The 17,311-nt window shown below is 43.2% G+C and carries 14 protein-coding genes; 12 read left to right on the top strand and 2 right to left on the bottom strand.

The features are described from left to right. Positions 1-44 precede the first annotated feature (44 nt). Both htpG and DN730_RS02010 read left to right on the top strand, forming a co-directional pair. The gene (gene htpG / locus DN730_RS02005; protein WP_115466433.1) at positions 45-1,967 is read left to right on the top strand and encodes a molecular chaperone HtpG; all 1,923 of its coding nucleotides are present in this window, start codon (positions 45-47) and stop codon (positions 1,965-1,967) included. A 67-nt stretch (positions 1,968-2,034) separates the two neighbouring features. Next, positions 2,035-2,877 carry a DNA ligase gene (locus DN730_RS02010; RefSeq protein ID WP_115466434.1) on the top strand — a complete coding sequence of 281 codons (843 nt, stop codon included), beginning with the start codon at positions 2,035-2,037 and terminating at the stop codon, positions 2,875-2,877. Positions 2,878-2,906: 29 nt separating this feature from the next. Here the strand turns inward: DN730_RS02010 and DN730_RS02015 are convergent, their stop codons facing one another. Both DN730_RS02015 and xthA read right to left on the bottom strand, forming a co-directional pair. Next, positions 2,907-3,215, bottom strand: coding sequence for an ArsR/SmtB family transcription factor (locus tag DN730_RS02015; RefSeq protein WP_115466435.1), 309 nt, complete (start codon positions 3,213-3,215; stop codon positions 2,907-2,909). A gap of 179 nt (positions 3,216-3,394) precedes the next feature. Next, on the bottom strand, positions 3,395-4,207 hold the full coding sequence (xthA, locus tag DN730_RS02020) for an exodeoxyribonuclease III (protein ID WP_115466436.1): 813 nt from the start codon (positions 4,205-4,207) through the stop codon (positions 3,395-3,397). Between the two features lie 177 nt (positions 4,208-4,384). Between xthA and gorA the strand changes: the two genes are divergently transcribed. The 10 genes from gorA to DN730_RS02070 all read left to right on the top strand — a co-directional run bounded on the left by gorA (position 4,385) and on the right by DN730_RS02070 (position 17,221). Beyond that, positions 4,385-5,743 (top strand): glutathione-disulfide reductase, encoded by a 1,359-nt coding sequence (gene gorA, locus DN730_RS02025; RefSeq protein WP_115466437.1) that lies wholly within the window; start codon positions 4,385-4,387, stop codon positions 5,741-5,743. 56 nt (positions 5,744-5,799) lie between these two features. Next, a complete protein-coding gene (gene pepD / locus DN730_RS02030) occupies positions 5,800-7,275 on the top strand; it encodes a beta-Ala-His dipeptidase (RefSeq protein ID WP_115466438.1) in 1,476 nt (491 codons plus the stop codon). Positions 7,276-7,410: 135 nt separating this feature from the next. Beyond that, positions 7,411-8,097 carry a PAS domain S-box protein gene (locus tag DN730_RS02035; RefSeq protein WP_115466439.1) on the top strand — a complete coding sequence of 229 codons (687 nt, stop codon included), beginning with the start codon at positions 7,411-7,413 and terminating at the stop codon, positions 8,095-8,097. Between the two features lie 98 nt (positions 8,098-8,195). Then, complete coding sequence (locus DN730_RS02040) at positions 8,196-8,942, top strand: 2Fe-2S iron-sulfur cluster binding domain-containing protein (protein ID WP_115466440.1); 747 nt, start codon at positions 8,196-8,198, stop codon at positions 8,940-8,942. A gap of 3 nt (positions 8,943-8,945) precedes the next feature. Then, complete coding sequence (locus DN730_RS02045) at positions 8,946-10,142, top strand: exonuclease SbcCD subunit D C-terminal domain-containing protein (protein ID WP_115466441.1); 1,197 nt, start codon at positions 8,946-8,948, stop codon at positions 10,140-10,142. Further along, positions 10,139-13,825: an AAA family ATPase gene (locus DN730_RS02050; RefSeq protein WP_115466442.1), complete on the top strand. Its 3,687-nt coding sequence runs from the start codon at positions 10,139-10,141 to the stop codon at positions 13,823-13,825. The genes DN730_RS02045 and DN730_RS02050 overlap by 4 nt, the downstream gene beginning before the upstream one ends. Before the next feature lie 265 nt (positions 13,826-14,090). Continuing rightward, a complete protein-coding gene (gene minC, locus DN730_RS02055; protein WP_115466443.1) occupies positions 14,091-14,816 on the top strand; it encodes a septum site-determining protein MinC in 726 nt (241 codons plus the stop codon). 43 nt (positions 14,817-14,859) lie between these two features. Continuing rightward, positions 14,860-15,669 (top strand): septum site-determining protein MinD, encoded by an 810-nt coding sequence (minD, locus tag DN730_RS02060; protein ID WP_115466444.1) that lies wholly within the window; start codon positions 14,860-14,862, stop codon positions 15,667-15,669. Position 15,670: 1 nt separating this feature from the next. After that, positions 15,671-15,928 (top strand): cell division topological specificity factor MinE, encoded by a 258-nt coding sequence (gene minE / locus DN730_RS02065; protein WP_115466445.1) that lies wholly within the window; start codon positions 15,671-15,673, stop codon positions 15,926-15,928. A gap of 126 nt (positions 15,929-16,054) precedes the next feature. Then, the gene (locus tag DN730_RS02070) at positions 16,055-17,221 is read left to right on the top strand and encodes a cytochrome-c peroxidase (protein WP_115466446.1); all 1,167 of its coding nucleotides are present in this window, start codon (positions 16,055-16,057) and stop codon (positions 17,219-17,221) included. Positions 17,222-17,311 lie beyond the last annotated feature (90 nt).

Consider the following 17,311-nt stretch of genomic DNA (forward strand, 5'->3'; position numbering starts at 1 on the left):
GCCAATTGGCGTTATTGATGTAACTGTGAGGAGCATGGAGAAACATGACAACTGAAACTCAAAAAGAAACGTTAGGATTTCAAACTGAAGTAAAGCAACTGCTTCATTTAATGATCCACTCTTTGTATTCGAATAAAGAGATATTTCTACGCGAGCTGATTTCTAACGCATCCGATGCCGTTGACAAGCTTCGTTTTGAGGCAGTTTCTAATGCGGATCTTCTATCTGAAGACCCAAATCTACGAGTGCGCATTGGCTTTGATGCCGATGCAGGCACGATTACAATCGATGACAACGGTATTGGAATGAGCCGCGATGAAGCCATTTCAAACCTTGGTACCATTGCGAAATCTGGTACAGCGCAGTTCCTAGAGCAATTAAGCGGAGATCAGAAAAAAGATAGCCAACTGATTGGTCAGTTTGGTGTTGGTTTCTATTCTGCGTTCATCGTTGCAGATCGTGTAACCGTCGAGACACGACGCGCCGGAAACAGTGAGGCAATTCGCTGGGAGTCTGAAGGCTCTGGTGAATTCACAATTGAATCAATCGACAAAGCAACACGTGGTACTACCATCACACTCCATTTAAAGGAAGATGGAAAAGAGTTCGCTGATAACTGGCGCTTACGTTCACTGGTCTCAAAATACTCAGACCACATCTCTATACCGGTCGAAATGCTTAAGGTGCCTACCCCAGAATACGATGAGGAAGGTAATGTTAAGCCTGCGGATGAAAATGCAGAGCCTACTTGGGAAGCCGTAAACTCAGCGAAAGCGCTATGGACGCGTCCCCGCAATGAAGTGACGGATGAAGAATATAAAGAGTTCTACAAGCATGTGTCACATGATTTCCAAGAGCCGCTTAAATGGTCTCACAATAAAGTAGAAGGCAAACTAGAGTACACGAGCCTTCTATACATCCCTTCAAAAGCGCCGCATGATTTGTGGAACCGCGACATGTTGCGTGGCTTGAAACTTTATGTTCAACGAGTCTTTATTATGGACGACGCTGAAGCGTTCTTACCTCCCTATATGAGATTTGTGAAAGGGGTTGTAGACTCTAATGATCTATCTTTGAATGTTTCTCGTGAAATTTTACAGAACGATAATGCTGTAGATTCTATGCGCTCAGCATTAACGAAGCGTGTTCTCGATATGCTATCAAAGATGGCAAAAAATGATCCTGAAACGTATCAGACTTTCTGGAATGAATTCGGTAATGTGCTCAAAGAAGGTCCAGCGGACGACTTTGGTAACAAAGATAAAATCGCTGAGCTGCTGCGCTTTAGCTCGACTCACACAGATAAGGCGGATCAAACAGAGTCTCTTAAAGACTACGTTGAGCGAATGGCTGAAGATCAAGATAAGATCTATTACATCTACGCTGAAAACCATAATACCGCTAAGAACAGCCCTCATTTAGAAGTATTGCGTAAGAAGGGTTATGAAGTCTTGTTACTGAGTGACCGTATCGATGAGTGGATGATGTCTTCTTTACGTGAGTTCGACGGTAAATCTTTCCAAGATGTAACGAAAGGCAAGCTGGACATCGAGGTTGAAGAAACCGAAGAGCAGAAGAAAGAGAAAGAGCAAAAAGCGGAAGAAATGAAGCCTTTGCTGGAGCGTATGAAGACGATTCTAGAAGAGAAGGTGACGTCTGTTAACAGTACTGATCGTCTCACTAATTCGCCAGCTTGCCTGGTTGTCGGTGAGTTTGATATGGGGCTGCAAATGCGCCGTTTGCTTGAGCAAGCAGGGCAGCAATTGCCTGAGTCAAAACCATCCTTAGAGATTAACCCTGATCACCCGATTGTTCAGAAAATGGATTCTGAAACCGATGAAGATCGCTTTTCAGATATGGCTTGGCTGCTTTATGAACAAGCGACCCTTGCCGAGGGTGGTCAGCTAGATGACCCTGCTACATTTGTGACGCGTATGAACAAATTAATCGTTCAGATGTCGAACTAAAACGAGAGATGGATAGCCCGAGCTTACCTCGGGCTTTTTTTTATATAACGCATAACAAGGAGGTTATATGCGTAAATTGTGGTGCGTGTTTTATTGTTGCTTCGTGTCCTCAGTGTTTGCCAATGAAGTGCAGCTTGCAAATGTTTATCAGAATGAGCATGTCACGGACTATTTAGTAAGTGAAAAGTACGATGGAATAAGAGCCATATGGGATGGTAAAAAGCTTACTACCCGTAACGGACATCCCATTTACCCCCCAGTTTGGTTCACCGAAGGCTGGCCTAATCAATGGTTTGATGGGGAGTTGTGGGCAGGGCGACAACAGTTTAACGTTGTTCAAAATACCGTATTGTCGACTGAACCTGACGATTCTAAGTGGTCAAAAATTACGTATATGGTGTTTGATGCACCCAATAAGCGTGATCCTTTTGCAATTAGGGCGATTCATTACACATCTTTAATTGGATCCTCAAACTCAAAAACGATACAACCTATTACTCAAATTACTCTTTCTGACGAAGAAACACTCTTTAAATATCTTGATTCTGTCACGGCATCAGGTGGCGAAGGTCTTATGCTACATCGCAAAGATGCGATGCACCATGATGGTCGGACTTCTGCACTGTTAAAGTTGAAGCGCTTCCAAGATGGTGAGGCCAAGGTATTGCAGCACTTACCAGGTAAAGGTAAGTATCAAGGGATGATGGGAGCCCTTCTAGTAGAAACGGTTGAAGGAACAATATTTCGACTAGGTACTGGCTTTAGTGACTCTGAGCGAAGAAATCCACCTACGATTGGTCAATATGTGACATTCCGCTATCAGGGATTGACAAAAAGCGGCCTGCCACGTTTCGCAAGCTTTATTCGAATTCGAGCAGATGATTTTGAGTTAAGAGAAATTGCTCCGTAATATGACTTTCGTAAGCGTTACCCATTCCATTAATGACAGAATAGTCGATACATAGTACTTATTAATTCTCTAACACGAGAGTCTGCAATCGAATAGTAGATTGTTTGAGAGTCTCTTCGAGTTTCAACTAATGCGTCTTTGCGTAATATGGCCAAGTGTTGGGAGAGTGCGGACTGACTTAAAGGTAGCTTTGCATTTAAAGCGCCTACAGACAGTTCGCCTTCTAGTAGATAGCATAAGATAATGAGTCTATTTTCGTTTCCTAGTGCTTTAAGAAAGCCTGACGCTTCGGTAGCGCGCTCTAATAGCTCTGGGATAGTTAAATTGGTGTTTGGCATGGTCAATTTTCAGTCATTAATAATGTTTATGCGAATGATGCTTACAACAAATTTCTGTGCCTGTTGAGATATAAATAATCCACATCCCTTGTGGATAAGACTGGGGGTAGGTCACGTACAGAATCGCCTTGCTCCCAGTATGTAATCATACACTTTGGTTGGTTATAAAATATACAGATCTAGTCCAGTTTAAATTCAGCCCAAATGGGAGCATGATCAGAAGGCTTCTCCATTGCGCGTGTGTCATAGTCTATGCCTGACGCGACTAACCGTTCAATAAGTGGGGCAGTGGCGAGGACTCCGTCAATTCTAAGCCCACGTTTTGGAACATCGTCAAACCCTTTAGATCGATAGTCAAACCAGCTGAAAAAACTATTATTTTCAGGATGTTGGGCACGGTACGTGTCTGTAAGCCCCCAACCCAAAAGCTTGTCAAACCACTCTCGTTCTTCAGGCAAGAAACTACATTTACCCGTACGCAACCAGCGTTTTGCATTTTGGTCACCAATGCCAATGTCAATATCTTGATAGGATATGTTGAAATCACCCATAACAACAATTTGCTCTTTTTGAGAGTGCTGCTCTAAATAAGACATAAGGTCCTCATAGAACTTACGCTTGGCAGGAAATTTTATTTCGTGATCTCGATTTTCACCTTGTGGAAAATATCCATTGATAACTTTTAGTGGACCTTTAGGTGTATCAAATGTAGCGATGATCATACGACGCTGGGCGTCCGGCTCGTCGTCTGGAAAGCCGTATTCCACATTGATAGCAGGCTGTTTACTGAATATAGCCACACCATAGTGGGACTTTTGCCCATAAAAGTATGCATGGTAACCGACCGACTCCGGGATCTCTTTAGGAAACGCTTCATCATGGACTTTAATTTCTTGTAAACCAATGATATCTGGCTGTTGAGTCTGAACAAGTGCTTCAATTTGATGAGGGCGTGCGCGAAGACCATTGATATTGAAGGATATTAGTTTCATGCTTCAAAGCTTTCCTGACGTTCTGATATGAGTTACGCATAGTTGCAGATTCAAATGATAATGACAATACGATCTGTTCAAACTGTCAGTAAACATTCGATCAAAAATAAGGTACATCTGTTGAAAATAAGGGTGTTACCCTTATTGAAATAGAAAACAAAGATTTAGAGGCTCATTATGGATTATCAATACGACCTATTCGTTATAGGGGCAGGTTCTGGCGGTGTAAGAGCGAGTCGTATCGCAGCATCAAAAGGTTTTAAAGTCGGCGTAGCCGAAGCGTCAGCATTGGGTGGCACCTGTGTGAACATAGGTTGTGTTCCCAAAAAATTATTTGTTTATGGTTCAGAATATAGTCACGTCGCTGATCAGGCCCGTGGCTATGGTTGGGAATTCACGCCCCCTACGTTCAATTGGACTACGTTACGGGATAATAAAACAAAAGAAATTGAGCGACTGAATGGCATTTATAAAAATTTGCTAGAAAATCCGGGTGTTACCATCCATAAAGGGGTTGGTAAGTTGCTCGACGCTCATACGGTTCAAGTGGGTGATGACGTTATAACGTCCGAACGCATTCTGATTGCAGTCGGAGCCGAACCTTTTGTACCAGATGTCGTAGGTCGGGAATTAGCACTGGTCTCAGACGATATGTTCTATCTAGATCAATTGCCAAGCTCTATCTTGATCGTTGGCGGTGGTTATATCGCTGTTGAGTTTGCGGGCATCTGTAATGGCTTAGGGGTAACAACTACCCTAATGTATCGAGGAGACAAACTCCTTCGTGGTTTTGATGATGATGTTCGAGAATTTGCCACAGAAGAGTTTGCTAAATCAGGTATCAATGTAGAGTTAAACAGCGATATCGCGAAAATCGAGAAAGAGGGTGATCAAAAACGCGTTACATTAGTTGATGGTCGAACACTGATTGTTGGTGAAGTACTTTATGCGACAGGTAGAAAACCAAAAACTGCGGGGCTGAATCTAGAGGCGGTCGGCGTTGAGACGACTTCTAACGGAGCGATAGTGGTTGATAATGCCTATCGTAGTTCTATAGACAGTATTTATGCAGTTGGAGATGTGACAGATAAGGTTCAGCTAACACCTGTGGCCATTAAAGAAGCGATGGCTCTGATTGGATACTGGTTTGACGGCATAGAGCCTAGTTTGGATTATGACAACATTCCGACTGCCGTATTTTGTCAACCACCAATAGGGACTGTTGGCTTATCTGAACAAGAAGCGGACAAGCGGGGCTTTGATATAGATGTTTATCAAACTGATTTCAGAGCCATGAAGCATACTTTATCGGGCGCTCAAGAACGTTCTTTTATGAAACTAATTGTCGATCGTGGAAGTGATCGAGTATTAGGAGCTCACATGGTAGGTGATTATGCTGGTGAGATTATTCAAGGATTAGGAATAGCTATTAAAGCCGGTGCTACGAAAGCGCATTTTGATTCGACAGTCGGTGTGCATCCCACCAGCGCTGAAGAGTTTGTAACGTTTTCAGCGGCGTCTCTTAAGAAGCGATAACGCAAAGTATTAAATCAAGCCACTGAAAGAACCATCGGGGCTTTTTGGAGTTGATTATGAATGACTGGTTAGAACAGTTGGAGCCAAAGGAAATATGGCAGCACTTTCGTTTAATGTGCGACGTTCCAAGACCCTCATTTCATGAGAAAAAGTTACGGGATATATTGGTTTCCTGGTCAGATTCCATCGGATTAAGATCACACGTGGATAACGTTGGAAACTTGTGTATTTTTAAAGACGCTACCTTTGGGATGGAGTTATGTGAAACGACGGTCCTTCAAGGTCATTTAGATATGGTTGCTCAAAAAGCGGTGGATTCAAGCCATGATTTCACATTAGACCAACTCGAGACCTATGAGGAATCTGGCTGGGTTCGAGCAAAAGGTACTACGTTAGGGGCAGACAATGGCATTGGCGTAGCGGCTATACTGGCCGTTCTTGCATCTAAGGACATTCCACATGGGCCGATAGAAGCTGTTTTTACGGTTGAAGAAGAAACCAGTTTGAGAGGCGCGGCGCAACTTGCCCAAGGGGTCCTAAAAGGCAAGCGTTTATTGAACTTAGATTCTGAAGATCGCGGGGATGTCTATATTGGTTGTGCGGGTGGCGTCGATATTAATGTGGCTGGAAAATTTACAGCGCTTCGGAACGATCAGTTCAACACAGGTATTAAAATTGAAATCGCAGGGTTAACTGGCGGCCATTCAGGGTTAGATATTCACAAAGGGCGTGCGAATGCCAATATTTTATTGGCTCGTCTCCTTTTAGAGTTAAGTGAGCATGTTCAATTTGGTTTGTCAGCGCTATCAGGGGGTTCTCTTCGAAATGCTATTGCACGCGATGCTTCTGCTGTCATTTCGCTCGCGCAGTCAGACGAAGATCTTGCGATGGATCTGATTGGCAAGCATGAACAGCTTTTTATCGAGGAATTTCGTGAGACTGACAGCAAGATTAGTATTAAGGGTGAGCGAATCTTACCGTCTGAGCATCTTGATCAAGACAGTCAGTCTGATCTAATTAGAGCACTTATATTAGCACCAGATGGCGTTCATCGTATGTCGCCAAGTTTAACAGGGGTAACGGAAACGTCATGTAATTTTGGTGTTATCAAACTGACTCCAGAGGGGAGTGGGTTGGCGTTTTCTGCCTGTTTGTTGGTGCGTTCCCTAGTCGATAGCCAAATGAACTATCTCGCTCGGGTGGCAGCCTCTGCGTTCGAGTTAGTGGGATGTGATGTGATGTTAGAGAATGGTTATCCGGGTTGGAAGCCGAATTCTGATCAAGCGCTTCTCAAGCAGTTCAATCAAATTCACCAAGATGTCATGGGCTTTCTCCCAAACGTGAAAGTGATTCATGCAGGGTTAGAATGTGGCATTATTGGAGCGAAATACCCTGAAATGGAGATGATATCCTTTGGGCCTAATATAAGGGGGGCGCATTCGCCTTCTGAGCGGCTTGAGATTGCGTCGGTAAAAGATTTCTGGTTACTGCTCAAAGCGTTGCTTAAGGCGACACCTAAACAAGCAGTTTAGTTACTTCTCGTCACTGTAAAGACAACACTTTGTCACACAGACAACTGAAACGACCTGCTAAATTTAATAGGTTGATTTTCAAATAGTTGAGTGGCGCTATGGTGGATGGTTGTTTTCAGTTAAAGAGTCGTGAATATGCGCCATAGTGTCTGGTTTTCGACCGCTTTGGCGTTCTTGTTGGGGGGGTTGATAGACAATGTGTTATTTAAACCCGTCCAATATTCATTCTTTACGGAAGTGGTTTTAGTGGCGACTTCTCTGCTGGTTTTTATATTGTTGTGCTCCATTCTTTACTACCGCCATATTAGTCAGTGCAATCTTCTAATAGAAAATCAGCTGGAGTATCTTTCCGCACAAGTTGATGGTTTACCCCTAATGAAGCGATTAGCCAAGCGTTGTAGTGCTCTACAACGCATGCGCTTGCAAGCCAATGATGAGTTAGTGATTCATAAAAAGCAGCTTTATGAGGCGAATGAACTCATAAAATTGATACTTGATCAAATTACGGTTGCAACATTGCTGGTTGATCAGCGTGGGGTCGTCTTGGCAATGAACCAACGAGCTGAGTTCGTTACTGGGTACCAGTTAAATGACCTCAAAGGCCGTCCTTTGAATAAATTAGCCCTTATTGATGGGCTGAGCTCTCTTTGTGAAAGTGGGTGGAGCCAACAATTAGCGTCTACCGCCACTGATTTTGGAGTATTACAGTCGTCAGCGCTGATGCGTCGTAACGGCGATCAGCTTAAGTGCAAATGGAGGCTCGAAGAGCTGAGCCTTCCCATCCACCGTTATTATTTGATTCGTATCTATTCAGATATGTAGGTGCTATTTCAGATCAATACTTCTTCTCAGTTTTGCTTCGTTTGCATCTTATCCCTTGCCCCCGCCATAATAGTGTTTTGACCTAAAAATAGTGAACTATGCAGGATAACTTTAAAGTGAGTCTTGATGGGCGTATCTACTCGCTTGGTGCGAACGCCAATCTACTACAGAGTTTATTAAAGCAAGGAGAACTGATTCATCACAGCTGCCTAGCAGGAGGATGTAGGAGTTGCGCACTGTATTTACCGAATGGTGATGAGTTGTTAGCGTGTCAGCATCAAGTATCTTGCGATCTACAATTACATCGATTAAGTAGTAAGGATTACGACGTGCCTGTCGATGTACAAGATATCAGAGTGGTGGGTAATGGATTAAGTGTCGTTGTTTGCCATGCGAATATGGCGTTACTGCCTGGCGATAGAGTTGATTGGTTGGTCAGTAAACATAGTGGGCGTACAATTAGCCTTGATCGATCTGATCGGTCACTGACCATTGCATTACCTACGTCACTGGCCAACGAGCTACCGGACTCAGGGATTAGGTTTGCAAAGCAACAGCAACGTAATCATACAGATCCTTCCTTAAAAGCGGTTGTCTTCTGTGATCATAAGGTATTGCCGATTGCCCAAAAGCTATTGGATGCGTTTAAAGGTGAAAATTACCAGGTTCACGCAAAACCTATTGTTACAGATTTCAGTTCTCCACTTGTAGGGTATCAGTTTCAACGTTTTGACTTAGCTTATGTCGTTACGTTTGGACGTTACCCTATGATGGAATTAGAGCGATTGCTGCATATAAGTAAAGTGCGAGTGGATCAATATCAGTACCTTCCTATCACGAATTAACCTATGAAAATACTTCACACATCAGACTGGCATTTAGGCCAAACTTTTATGGGCAAAAGCCGTCTGTTTGAGCATAAAAAATTAGTAAGTTGGTTGGTAGAGTACGTCGCGAAAAATGGCATCTCCGTAGTCTTGTTGGCGGGAGATGTATTTGATACCAGTACACCACCAAGCTACGCACGTGAGCTGTACCATGAGCTTGCTCTTAGGTTAGCCAAAATTCGTTGTGGCTTAATCGTTATCGCCGGTAATCATGATTCGGTAAGCGTGCTCAATGAAAGCAAGGGGCTGTTGGCTCATATAGATGTCCAGGTAATCACTCAACCTTCTTGGGTGTCTTCAAATGACGCCTTAATATATTTAAAAGACGATAATGGAAAGACATGCGCTACGGTTTGCGCGATTCCATTTTTGCGTGCACAAGATATGGTGGCGCGTGAGGCGGGGCAAACCGATAGGCAGAAAAAAGAGCAATTAGAATCGAGCATCCAAGACTACTACCAGCGTCTTTATGATATGGCTAAACAAGAGGCTCCCGATTTACCGATCATCGGTACGGGACATCTGACTATGATTGGTGGTGAGAAAACTGATGCAATGCGTGATATCTACGTCGGGACTTTAGATGCATTGTCTCCCAGTGTGCTACCGCCATTTGACTATTTAGCGTTAGGACATATACATAAACCAATGCGCGTTGGTCGTAACGATCATTGGCGCTATTCTGGTTCACCGTTTCCAATGAGCTTTGATGAGTTGGCATCTCAAAAGTCTGTGTCTATTTATGATACTGAGTTAAATTCAGTTGAGCTAGAAACGATACCAGTATTCCGTGTGCTGAAACGTCTACAGGGTTCAAGAGACTCTCTGTTACAGCAAATCGATGAGCTCGACCATACTCAAGAAGCGACCGCATGGCTCGAACTTACTATTGAAGAAGATATCAATTTGGGTATGTTTCAAGAGCAGATAGCCGAACGACTTGTTAATAGGCCATTCGAAGTACTTAAAATCCAGCGTTTAAAAACTGTCGTCCAATACCGGCGTACGGACGGTGAAACCGCAACGTTAGATGACTTATCTCCTACCGATGTATTTTCTCAGTTGCTTGCAGAGAAGGATATCGAGCCTTCTCACGCGGCGGCACTATCAGCCTTATTTGATACCTATGCTGTTGAGCAAGATGAGGATTCAGTATGAGAATTTGCTCATTACGACTCGAGAACTTAAATTCTCTAAAAGGTAAATGGTTTATAGATTTTGAAAGCGAGCCTTTTTTATCTGCTGGACTCTTCGCCATAACGGGCCCGACTGGTGCAGGAAAATCGACGTTACTCGACGCTATTTGCTTGGCGCTTTACCATCAAACGCCACGAGTTCAAGTCTCTCAGTCTAATAATGATGTTATGACTCGTCATACGTCGCAGTGTTCAGCTGAAGTCGTTTTCGAAGTCAAGGGGGCGCGATATCGTGCTTTTTGGTCGCAACGTAGGGCACGTAATAAACCAGATGGAAACTTGCAGCAAATTCAGTGCGAGTTAACGGACGATACCGGTTTAATCATCACTGATAAAATCAACTCTAAGCTTTCTCGTATAGCCGAACTAACGGGTTTAGACTTCGAGCGGTTTACACGCTCTATGATGTTGGCTCAAGGTGGTTTTGCAGCATTCCTAAATGCGAAAGACTCCGAGCGAGCAGAGTTACTAGAGGAGCTAACTGGTACAGAGATTTATGCAATCATTTCGAAACGGATCTTCGAACAACATCGCCTGCGTAAGGCTGATATCGCTCAGATGGAAGCGATACACAAAAGCCACTCCATTATGGACGAGGGGGCATTTGAATCACTAATAACAGAAGAAGCGAACACTACTGCTCTTCATCGTTCTCTTGTCAAACAGCTAGCAGAGGTGAATGGGGCAGTAGTTTGGTGGAAGCGTTGCGATGAGCTACGCGCAAAACACCAAGAAACCGAGAATAAATTGCTTGCTGCTCAACAGCATAAACGAGAAAAAGCTTCCGAGTTTAAGTTGTTGGAACGTTCAATAGAGGCTTACGCGATAGATCCCATTTATGACAAGGTTGTCGAGCTACGTAAGAAGCGTGATGACCACTTAAATATATACAACGATTTAGCTGCGTCGCGTCAGACCATAGAGTCTGAGATGCAAAAAGTCACAGATTTGCTTGCGGAACGACGAGAAAACCTGCGTTTGATTAAACAAGAAGTCGCGTCTTTCGAAAAGGCTTCAAGCATACACTGGTTGCCAATGGAAAATCGTTTAGAGGCCATATCGGCGACACTCTCTAAAGGGCGCGAAGTCGTTGAAAACAAGAATAGGAAAATAGCGCAACTAAAACTGGGTTCGACAGAAAAGAAAAAGCACCAAATCGATTTAAGAGACCAAATTGATACGTTTAAATCCTCTTTAGGTGCATGGAAGGATGGCCAAAAAGCACAAAAGTTACTTGCGAAATGGCAAGCTCAGCGCCATTCAATTGACGCGGGTCTAACGCAGATCAAACAGAAAAAGGCGCAATTAGATGACCACCAATCGGCATTGGAAAAACTCGAACTTAAGCTAAAGCAGGAACAAGCCAACCGTGAACAGCTCATTGAGACAAAGCTTAGAAGCGATGCAGAAGTTAATGCGCTAAAGGCAAAACTAGATAAGCTAATGCTGGGTGACAGCCTCGATGAATGGAGGGATACCTTAACTCGGGAGCATGATCATCTTTCACAATTAGAGATTCTGCAACCGTCAGTAGAACGATATGAGCAACTGGGTCTTCAGTACGTCGCTAAGCAAGCGATTGCCAAACAATTGACCGACAAACTTACTTGTTTGTCTGAGCGTCAGGAGAAGATCGCTAACGCTCTTGCCGAAGCCAATCAAGAACTGGAGGATGTGCAGGCGAGAATGGATTTGCAGCGTCGAGTGGAGGTTCTAGAGCGTGAACGTAATGCTCTAATTGCCGGCGAGATGTGCCCGTTATGCGGTAGCGAAGATCACAATATTCAGCGTGTTGCATCATCCAATTTTGACACTACTTTAACCGAACGACTAAGCCACATTAACGAAACGATCAGAGGCCAACAAAACGAATGGCAGGAACTTTCTCAACAATGTGCAATTATTGAAACACAAAGATCGCATAATGATAATCAAATCTCAGACATTGCCAGCGAGCTCAATACGCTAAAGTTGAAATTGAAGAATACAGTGCTCGTGCCGCTGTTTGGCGAATTTTCAAATATTAGCTCTGATGAGCTGTTGGCAAAGTATCAAGCAGGCAAAAGTCAGCTTGAGACGCAGCGTGATCTTTTTGATCAAGCAGAAGGCGTGTCACAGGCTTATCTGTCAGAGCTGCAAAATCAAAAGCATCACGAAGAAAGACTGTCGGCCAACCATCGTGATATTGAATATTCGGAAACGTCGAGACAACAAGGCCATACGAGCATAATAGGGCTTAGAAAAGAGATTTTTGATCAGAGTGAGTTACTAGAAAAGCAAAAATTAGAACTGACAAATGAAGTAAATGATCTGACGCATGAAGAGAGTCTTAGGATAGTTGACCTGAAAAGTCTTGATGCTATTAGCGAATCACTTGAGCAATGGCAGAATGCTCACACTTCGTTAACACAAGTAGAGCAGCAGCTTGCACAAAGTTTGTGGGAATCAGAAATGATCGAGAACAAACTTATAGAAGAGCAAAAGTCAGTTGATTCCGAGTCGGATAGTATAAGCGAGTTGGAACTGCAGCAAAAAGAGCTAAAAGGTGCTTTAAATGAAGGGCTCGCTAACAAGACAGTTGCTCAAGTGCGTCAGCAGCTGCAAGACAACCTCAAACTTGCTGAAGTTGAATTCGACAAAAGCCACGAGCATGCTAATGACCTCGCGTTAAAATCAGTTCAGGTGACGACAGAGATTGCAAATAATGATATTAGATCCCGCGAGATTTCGGAGTTATTAGTAGAAGCGATTCAAGAACATAAGCAGGTATTATCAAATAATGGGTTTGTAAGTGAAGAGGCGAGGCAAGCTTATAAACTGACTGGAGAACGAACAACTTTTTTACAAGATCTCAAATATAGATTAGAAAATGAAGAACATGATTTAGAAGTGGATTTACGGCTACTTAATCAGGGCTTAACCGAGCTATTGAGTGCCCCGCCAGAGCTTTATCGTGAAGACGTGGATTTGCATGCGCTTGAAGCCAGTCAAACCTCTCTTCAGAGACGGAGTGAAGAAGTGCTTATGGTGTTAGGAGAGCTTAGAGAGCGTATACGGTCTGAGCTTGCTAATAGACAAAATAGCAATGAAATGACCGCCAAAATAGAAGCTGATAAAAAAGCATTCCAATTACTAGATGATTTAAATGTATTAGTAGGCTCTGCTGACGGTGCTAAGTTTAGACGTTATGCGCAATCTGTAACACTGGATCACCTGGTTTGGCTGGCGAACAATCATTTACAAGTATTGCACGGCAGATATCAATTGCAGCGAAGACGGGCTGAAGGATTGGCTCTAGAAGTATTGGATCATTGGCAGGGCGATGTATCTCGTGATACGAAGACCCTTTCTGGAGGGGAGTCATTTCTGGTTAGTTTGGCGTTGGCCGTTTCATTATCTGATTTGGTCTCTTATAAAACCTCCATTGATTCACTATTTTTAGACGAAGGCTTTGGGACATTAGACGGTGAAACCTTGGATACCGCGTTAGATGCGCTCGATAGGTTGAATAGTCGTGGTAAAACCATAGGAATTATTAGTCATGTGGAGGCCTTGAAAGAGCGTATCCCTACTCAGATAGAAGTAACGAAGCATTCTGGTCTTGGGGTTTCGTCGTTAGCACCGATATTTAGAGTAACTTCTTGAAAATTATCTTGGAGAATTACTTTTCCCCAGATATGGTAGCAAAACCTTGTAAATAAGCAGTAAAAGAATATAAAAAACAGTAGTTTAGATGTATGGTGTAAATTGCACACAGTAGAGGCTATAGGGCACAATTAGGGTGCGTCACCAATTTTTGTTTGAACTGGATCGCTTCATTTGTAGCGTTATATTGTTAGAATAGACTTTCGTTTAAATAGCTATTTATATTTAGTGCTACCGCATTGATTTAATTAAGGATTTTCGATAGATGTCAGATACTGACTTTCGTCTCAAAGGCAGCGTTGTTACCACAGTCGTTTTAGAGGTACGTTGTCTAAATGTGGAGCAAATTGTCCAAGGGCTAAAGGAGAAAATTGCACAAGTACCACAGTTTTTTAACCAAGCGCCTTTGATTGTAGACTTTTGTGCATGTGAAAGCGTTTCATATGAGTCGTTTGATCAGTTGATAGGGCGTTGTCGCGAATTAGGGTTAGCGGTTATGGGTTGGCGTGCACCAGAAAGTGGTATACCCAGTTGGCGAACGGACGCTTTACTACCTATGCTGCCAAACGCCAGTAACCGTAAACTTAATATTAAGAGTGAAGAAAGTGCGCCTGCGACGGATCCACATGTGGTGATAAAAACAGTTGTAGAAGAGCGTGATGTTTCTCAACCTACAAAGCTTATCACTAAACCTGTTCGCTCAGGCCAACAAATCTATGCACCCGGAGATCTTATTGTTGTATCTCAAGTAAGTGCTGGAGCAGAAGTTTTGGCTGAGGGGAATATACATATTTATGGTGCTTTGCGTGGGCGTGCATTGGCTGGAATTAAGGGCGACACTCAAGCAAGAATTTTCTGTCGTAGTATGGAAGCTGAGCTAGTTTCTGTGGCCGGCAACTTTATGCTGAGCGATGCATTGCAAAATATAATTTGGAAAGACACGGCGCAAGTGCTATTAGTGGACGATGCATTAGAAATCGTTTCGTTGTAAACAACAGCATGAGCTATCAGAATTTCGTTTGGGGGATATTTAGTTGGCTAAGATTATCGTCGTAACCTCTGGTAAAGGCGGGGTAGGGAAAACCACGTCTAGTGCAGCGATTGGCACAGGGTTGGCACTAAAAGGACATAAAACCGTCATCATTGACTTTGATGTAGGTCTGCGAAACCTTGATTTGATTATGGGGTGTGAGCGCAGGGTCGTATATGATTTCGTAAATGTGATCAATAAAGAAGCGACTTTGTCACAAACCTTAATTAAAGATAAGCGCACCAAAAATTTATCTATACTGCCAGCCTCACAAACTCGAGATAAAGACGCTCTTACTCCTGAAGGTGTAGAAGCTGTCTTGAACGAATTGTCAGAACAATTTGACTATATCGTGTGTGACTCCCCTGCAGGCATTGAAAAGGGCGCTCAAATGGCGCTGTATTTTGCAGATGTTGCCATTGTTGTGACCAACCCAGAGGTATCCTCAGTACGTGACTCGGACCGTATTTTGGGAATCCTTCAAAGTAAGAGTCGACGAGCTGAAAAAGGTGACTCTCCTATAGAAGAGCATCTGTTACTTACGCGATATAATCCAGAGCGAGTGTCTGATGGAGAAATGTTAAGTGTCGAGGACGTTGAAGAGATTTTGGCGATTCCATTACTTGGAGTCATTCCAGAGTCTGAGGCTGTTCTTAAAGCGTCTAACCAAGGTACGCCTGTTATTCTAGATAACCAAGCGGAAGCGGGGTTAGCGTATTCTGACGCAGTGGATAGATTGTTGGGTGAGGAGCGTCCATTACGCTTCATCGATGTTCAAAAGAAGGGATTCTTTAAGCGACTGTTAGGAGGCTAGCGTGGGAATTTTTGATTACTTTAAAAGCAAAAGTGAGCCGAGTTCTGCTTCTGTCGCTAAGGATCGCTTACAAATTATTGTGGCGCATGAACGTAGTCGTCGTCACCAACCAGATTATTTGCCGCAAATGCAGCAAGAGATCATTGATGTCATCCGTAAGTATGTACAAGTAGACTCTGATGATGTTCAGATCCAGCTTGATAACACGGACGATTGTTCGGTGCTAGAGCTAAACGTCACATTGCCTGAAAAGAACTAAGACATAGGCTTGATTGATGTACCACAGTCATCGATCAAGCCTAAAATTAAGTGGTTTTCATTCTCATTTCTTTCCTGTGACTTAAACTTGTTATAACATGATGGCATGTATTTTTTCGGTGCTGTTATGAATTCCACCCTCATTATTTCAAGTTTACTGTTATTTGTATGCGTAGGCTGTACGCAGATTAGTAATGTTGATCGAATCAAAAATCAAAACACCTCGTCAGATTTACCAGTCCCAATTACACACCCTAAAGCTCAACTAGGCAGCCAGCTATTCTTCGATGTTAACTTGTCCAAGTCACGAAATCTCTCATGTGCTAGCTGTCATGACGTTGGTCATGCATTTGTCGATAAGCGTGAAATTGGGAGCGCCGTATCGCGAGGAAGTGATGAGGTTTCTTTAGGGGGGCGAAACGCCCCAACGGCATCTTACGCTGCACTGACTCCAGTATTCCATAAGATGCAATCAGGAGAATATCGTGGAGGACAATTTTTAGATGGAAGGGCGATTGATTTACAGCATCAAGCGGCTGGCCCTTTTGTTAATCCAGTCGAAATGCAAATGCCTACAGAAGCAGCCGTCATTGACCGTATAATGGAAAATGAGCAATACGTTTCTTCCTTTAAGAAAGTGTATGGCAATGATGTTTTTCTGGATAAAAGTTATGCATTTGATGCCGTCACTGATGCGATCGCTCATTTTGAGCAGACCCAATTATTTATGCCATTTAACTCTAAATACGACAGGGTTTTGAAAGGAGAGGCGTCTTTCACTTCAGAAGAGGAGCTAGGGAGGACACTATTTTTCTCACAGCAGTTCACTAACTGTGCTGAATGTCATCAGTTGAATCAATCTCCTTTTTTTGAGCGGGAGACCTTTACAAATTATGAGTATCGAAATATCGGTGTACCAAAGAATAGTTCTTTAAAACATGTAGAGAGGGACCTTGGTTTACTCGAGAATCCAAACGTATTAGATAAGCATCAAGCAGGCAAATTTAGGGTTCCTACGTTACGCAATGTGGCAGTGACTGGGCCTTATATGCACAACGGTGTATTCAATGATCTTCGTACCGTGGTTAAGTTTTATGATCACTACAACAACCCTACACGCCTTGTAAACCCAGAGACAGGCAAAGCATGGAGCGCTCCTGAAGTGCCTGAAACAGTTGATATGAAAACGTTAACAAAAGGTCCAGCATTAAGTGACCGTAGAGTAGATGCGTTAGTGGCGTTCTTAAAAACTCTCACAGATCAACAATATGAATATCTTCAGGAAGATCAATGAAGTAGTGCTTCACATTGTTTCCTCGTGTCACACTGGCTTTGTTGGGGCTGATTCATTACATTCTTAAGGGTAATGTAACCGTAAGGAATG

Origin of the sequence: Marinomonas piezotolerans (assembly GCF_003362755.1) — a bacterium.
GTDB lineage: Bacteria > Pseudomonadota > Gammaproteobacteria > Pseudomonadales > Marinomonadaceae > Marinomonas > Marinomonas piezotolerans.